Genomic DNA, 5,473 nt, shown 5'->3' on the forward strand with positions numbered 1-5,473 from the left:
CCAGCTTGCAAATGATTGTCCTTTCCTTCATTTCTCTCCTATTACGAAGATTTTAAACAGGTTCTTACATTTATCATCGCAAAATTGTGCTCTGCATGCAGGAGAGTATAATTTTGCTATGCTTCTCTCAAGCTTTGCTGAGAGCCCTCTAATTTCAGCAATAAATCTTCCACTACTTAATGTCACTTTACCAAAAATTCCTGAATGTAGATTCATTGTTCCCTGGGTCAAGTCTTTATAATTCACAAGAAATATCTCAATATTTGCAAAGTCGTACTTTCCTGATAAAACATCTTTTTCTTTGATATCAACACTATTTAATATTCCCTCAATTTCCAAATTATCAGTCTTTAAATCGCTGTTTAATATTATACTACTGGCTGTAAATCCACTTGAAGATTTATAGAGTATATTATCAATATTTAAGTCTTCATCATAGTCAGTGAATCCCATTACTTCTCCACCTGCGAGCTTTAATTTCCAGCACGTAGCAGTGGTAAGTAATTCTCCAGCTAAATGATTTTTTAGTGTGGTTTGCATAGGGGCCTCCTGCTTAATTGATTAAATTTGAAAGTAGCTATACGGCCAGTAGAATAAGGGCAGTGTGTTCTTTTCTCATCATCTAAGTAGCCATAAAGCGTCATTCCGGTGACCATAGGGTGTCATTCCAGTGCTTGACACTGGAATCCAGGAAATTTTGCTTGTAAGTAAGCAAACTGATTTGGTGAGCATAAAAAGTGGCTGATCTTATGCTGAACAAACGCTTTTGATGAAGTTGCACGGAAAGCTGGATCCCAGTGTCTGGGCACTGGGATGACATCCTCCTTGGTGGAGTGTCCTCAAATCACAATGTCCGTACAGTTGTGTGTCACGCACTGGGATGAAAGGAGAGAGGACACCATATGTTTATTTGATCAACAAATAAACACTAACAGACAAGAATACACCACAGTTAACTGTGGTGTGTACTGGCTGGTTAGAAAGAAAACTTCACACCAGTAAGAAGGAGAATTCCTTGGTTAGAAGGTACATCAGCATCAGACTCATCTTTCAGCTTACCTGTTTCGTTAGTCATAAAATAATGGAGAGCTGCGTAAGGAACAAATTTGTTCTTACTGCATGCAGGAGACAGATCATATTGAACGCCAAGTGCACCATCATGAAGCGTATCTTTGTCATTCATTCTGCTGCCAAAATACGTCAAACTTGTGTAGATATTCTCATGTTGATACCCAGCTCCTACAGTCCAATACATGGTATCTATACTATCTTTACCAAATTGCGCTTTCAGCCCTTCCACTCTTTTGCCATCAGTAGCATCTTTACTATCAATTTCCGTATAGGTATCACCAATTAATTTTTTAATACCCTTCGGTTGACCAGATTTGCCCAAGTATGCAAAAGAGGCAGCAAACTTTACGCCTTGATCTTCATTAATCTTATAATCAGCGCTTACACCAAAATTAACACCCATCAGGTCATTATACTCCACAAATTCCTTATAAAGATGCTTATCTTTACTTGGTCGCTTTGGAAAGCCATATTCACCAACTGCAGAAGTTTTAACTTTTATGTTATGTTTATCAAAGTCATATTCATATGATGCACCAGCACTTACTATGTGCTCATAGTCTGGGCCGACATGCTTTATCGTTTCCTTATGTTCTATCTTACCGCCTTTATCTTCTGAAACTGTTTCTTTTACAGTAAACAAACCACTATCATAACGAGGTGAGTAGCTGATACCAAATCTTGCGCCCATATAATTTGGTGAGTAGTAAGCAACTCTAAACGGCAGTGTAGTCATAACGCCTTTGTTATATTTCCCTGCCATACGGAAAGAGAATTTTTCACTTTCACTCGAAAAACTTTCAGTGTAAAGACGTGGTGTTACATAAAATGGAAAGCTAGCAGCGCTTCCTTCTAAGTTCACTTTTCTGAACCAGTCACTATCTGCAGCTCCGTCAACAGTCGCAATTCTTGTTGCATCAAGCCTCATCAGAGCCTCAGGACCAAATTGGTAACCAAGCTTCACGTCACCATATTTTGAGTTAACAAACACATGCGCACTTCTGCCTTTTGCAGCACAAACACCCTGTGAAGCTCCCTTACCTTCGGTCACTGGAACATGAAACTGCACGTCAGCACCATAAAGAAGACCTAAATCTTCATTCTTATTTTCTGCTCTGAGGTGCAATATTGCATCAGCAATCATACCCATATCGTTGCTGTAATCACCAATATTTCCTATTCCTTCATAGAATATTGGATTTGCTCCTTTTGTTATATCTGGAGTGGCATTATAATACTCTGTAGATCTGTTTGGCATAACGTTATAACGTTTATAATTTGCGCCACTTGGTCCAGCTTTGCCATAACCTTGAGCATCAACAACACCACCAAAAGTTATTCTTAAATTACTTTGCCCTTGATTGGTATCGATAATATCAACTCCACCAACTGAAACAACAGGACTTGCCTTACCTTTTTCCTCTGTATTTTTGTTAACAACTTTTATATCCTTCTTTACATCTTTAGCTTCAACTTTAGCATTCTTAGTTTTAGAACGCTTAGTTTTTGAAACTTTACCTTTTTCTATATTAGAATTCTTAGCGTTTAGAGCTTTCGCTTTTGAATCCTCTATAAGCTTTGCTTTTTTCTCATTTGCTAGCCTGATCTCCTCTTTTTTCTTAAGCTCTTCAGCTTTTTTTCTTGGATCAGCATTACATATTCTGTCCATCTTTTCTTTCAGTTTTTTATTTGATGTTTTCATAACTTCTGTTTTTCCAGAAGTTTTTGTGCTCTCTTGCTTTTTTATTTCCTTCATACTCTCATCAGGAAAGTCAGCTGCAAAACTGCTGAAAGAACATAAAGTTAATAAAGAAACTAGAGCAGTTCTAGTATACATAGACTTTTTCATGAAGTGCCCCCAAAAAATTTCGAAATCATATCTTAAATGTAAATAGTATAAAAATGTTGAAAATTCAACTTAAAGCAACCTTATAACGAAAATAAAAGTAAAATGCAATACCTTAAAAGCAACTTTCTTAATATGCTCAACGTGTATATTAACCAAAATCTAGTACAGAGGTTCGCTTGCTAGTGCATCATAACTCGACTATTTATTCTATGGAAGTAAAATTTTTCCACCACAAGTTATTTGCCATTCTTCTTTAAATTTCTTTAGGTATTCTTTTTTTTCGCACTCTAAAAGTAGCTCTTCCACACTTTTGTTGTAGCTTTCAGTAGTAATCCTTCCCTGATGATGCATGAACCTTAAGTAAATCAAATAAGTGTTAATTACATCTGTTTCACAATAATCTCGAATCTCTTGTATCTTGCCGCTATCGTATAAGCCCATAACTTGTGACCCATCAACTCCAATCTTACCAGGAAGATTAAATGCTGCACAAACTTCGTTCATTTTTACTCTCGCAGAAGCTCCAAAATCAGAGAGGGATTCAAGCAAATCACAATGCCAATCACTGCTATATCTCTGATTGTAACTATTCCACTTATCGCCAGCTTTATGAAAATATTCTGCTTGAATGCCATGGACCATAGCACGATACTTCAGCACTGGTATATCAAAAGTGCGTCCGTTGAACGAAACTAATCTTGGCTTTTTCTCTGATATGTAGTTAAAAAATCCTTTCACTAGCTCCTTTTCACTGGAATTTAGTGTGCCTCCAGATCTTATTTCTTGCAGTGTGAACACCTCATAACCACTCTGGTAGCCTATATTGCAAAGTAAAAAACTAATAACTACAACAAGGTGAAAAGGCTGACGCAGAAAAGAGTTTTGCCCGTTTGTTATTTCAAGATGATATTTTGTTAATGCATCCCTCTTCTCTTCTACACTACTATCATCACTAATATTGAGTAAATTTTTGCAGGAATTTACATCTGGTATAGTTTCAATATCAAATACCAATAAAGAATTAAGCATTGCCTATATACTCCTCCGGACGGTCGATCCAAGGTCGCACTTTCACAAATAAAAAGAGGTGTACCTTGCACTCAAATAATTTTTCTAGTTCAGCACGCGCTTCGATATTAATTTTTTTAATATTACTGCCACCTTTTCCTAGCACTATTTTTTTATGACTATCTTTCAACACAAATATGATCTGTTTGATGACTAAACTCTTATCCTTTTTTTCCTCAAATTGTTCAGTTATAACAGCTGTAGAGTATGGCAATTCTTCACGCAAGTTCAAGAATAATTTTTCTCTCGTAATTTCTGCTGATGAAAAATTTGTCGAGGAATCGGTTATTTGATCTTCTTCATAAAACCAGGGGCTCACCGATGCAACTTCAGACAAGTAATTCATCAAATCAGAAAGTCCATCATTCTTTAATGCTGATATCATAAAAACCTTTTCAAATTTATAAAGCAAATTCAGATGCTCATGCGCCATCTTTAATTCAGGCCCTTTTACCAAATCAGTTTTATTGATAACCAAAATGCATCTGCCTTTTGTGCGCTGCAGCCGCATAAATATAGTCTTAATTCTTTCTATATTTTTCAAATAATTGCTTACATCAACAAGCAACAAAGTGATGTCACTATCCTTAACTGCCGACCATGCAGATTTGACTAAAGCTTTTTCAAGTTTTGTTTCTGCTGAGAAAATTCCTGGGGAGTCAGTAAAAACAATTTGTGTGTTGTTGCACGTTGCAACACCCCTTATTTGCGTCCTTGTTGTTTGCACTTTAGGGGTGACAATTGCAATTTTCTTGCCTATGATGCTGTTAATTAATGTAGACTTCCCAGCATTTGGTAAGCCAGCTATCGTTACAAATAAGCATTTTTGTTCTTTCACAAAGAAAATTATAAAGAAAACTGAATGTCAGCGTCAAGCTACTTATATGACAAGAAGTCAGAAAATCCATAGGAGGATTTGCTAATGAAGGCTCTTAAGTTGACGCCATTGCCAGAACGACTGCTTGATTTAAGGGTAACGTTTTAACCGTAAGGTCACTAACTCCTTAATATGTGTGTTCATAATTTGATTTTCCACGAAAGACATAATAGCAATAACCAGTGTAAGTTAAAATGATTGGTAAAAGCGGTATTATAACAATGAGCATTAAAGATAAACTTGGCCCAGAAGCAGCTGCATCCAGAATGGTATATTGAAAAGGTATAATCCATGGGTAGATACTAATTCCTAAACCTAAATATCCCATAAAAAAAATAGCAATACTGAGAAAGAATGGACGGTACTCCCGTTTAGTATTCTGAAGATCAAACCACAGCATGAAAAATAGCCAAGATGTGAGTAATGGAATAGAAAATAAATAATAAAAATTTGGCATACTAAACCAAAAGTTTTTAATACGTTCATTTAAAAATGGTGTCACTACACTCACTAGTCCCATGAAAATACCTACAAAACCAAGCGTATAAGAACCTGTTTAAAATCTTCGTAATAGGAGAGAAATGAAGGAAAGGACAATCATTTGCAAG

5 protein-coding genes are annotated in these 5,473 nt (G+C 36.2%); all 5 read right to left on the reverse strand.

The features are described 5' to 3' along the window. Positions 1–27: 27 nt before the first annotated feature. Positions 28–540, reverse strand: a complete 513-nt coding sequence (locus OZD61_RS00715) for a baseplate hub domain-containing protein (protein WP_274979475.1) — start codon at positions 538–540, stop codon at positions 28–30. Between the two features lie 436 nt (positions 541–976). After that, positions 977–2,920 carry a WD0745 family porin gene (locus tag OZD61_RS00720; RefSeq protein ID WP_274979476.1) on the reverse strand — a complete coding sequence of 648 codons (1,944 nt, stop codon included), beginning with the start codon at positions 2,918–2,920 and terminating at the stop codon, positions 977–979. 207 nt (positions 2,921–3,127) lie between these two features. Continuing rightward, entirely contained in the window at positions 3,128–3,949 is an 822-nt protein-coding gene (locus OZD61_RS00725) for a 3'-5' exonuclease (protein ID WP_274979477.1), read from the reverse strand. After that, positions 3,942–4,826, reverse strand: coding sequence for a GTPase Era (gene era / locus OZD61_RS00730; protein ID WP_274979478.1), 885 nt, complete (start codon positions 4,824–4,826; stop codon positions 3,942–3,944). Before era ends, OZD61_RS00725 begins: the two co-directional genes overlap by 8 nt. 166 nt (positions 4,827–4,992) lie before the next feature. Further along, the gene (locus OZD61_RS00735; protein ID WP_274979479.1) at positions 4,993–5,385 is read right to left on the reverse strand and encodes a cytochrome d ubiquinol oxidase subunit II; all 393 of its coding nucleotides are present in this window, start codon (positions 5,383–5,385) and stop codon (positions 4,993–4,995) included. Positions 5,386–5,473 lie beyond the last annotated feature (88 nt).

It is taken from the genome of Wolbachia endosymbiont of Drosophila bocki (genome assembly GCF_028982005.1).
GTDB classification, from domain to species: Bacteria; Pseudomonadota; Alphaproteobacteria; order Rickettsiales; family Anaplasmataceae; genus Wolbachia; species Wolbachia pipientis.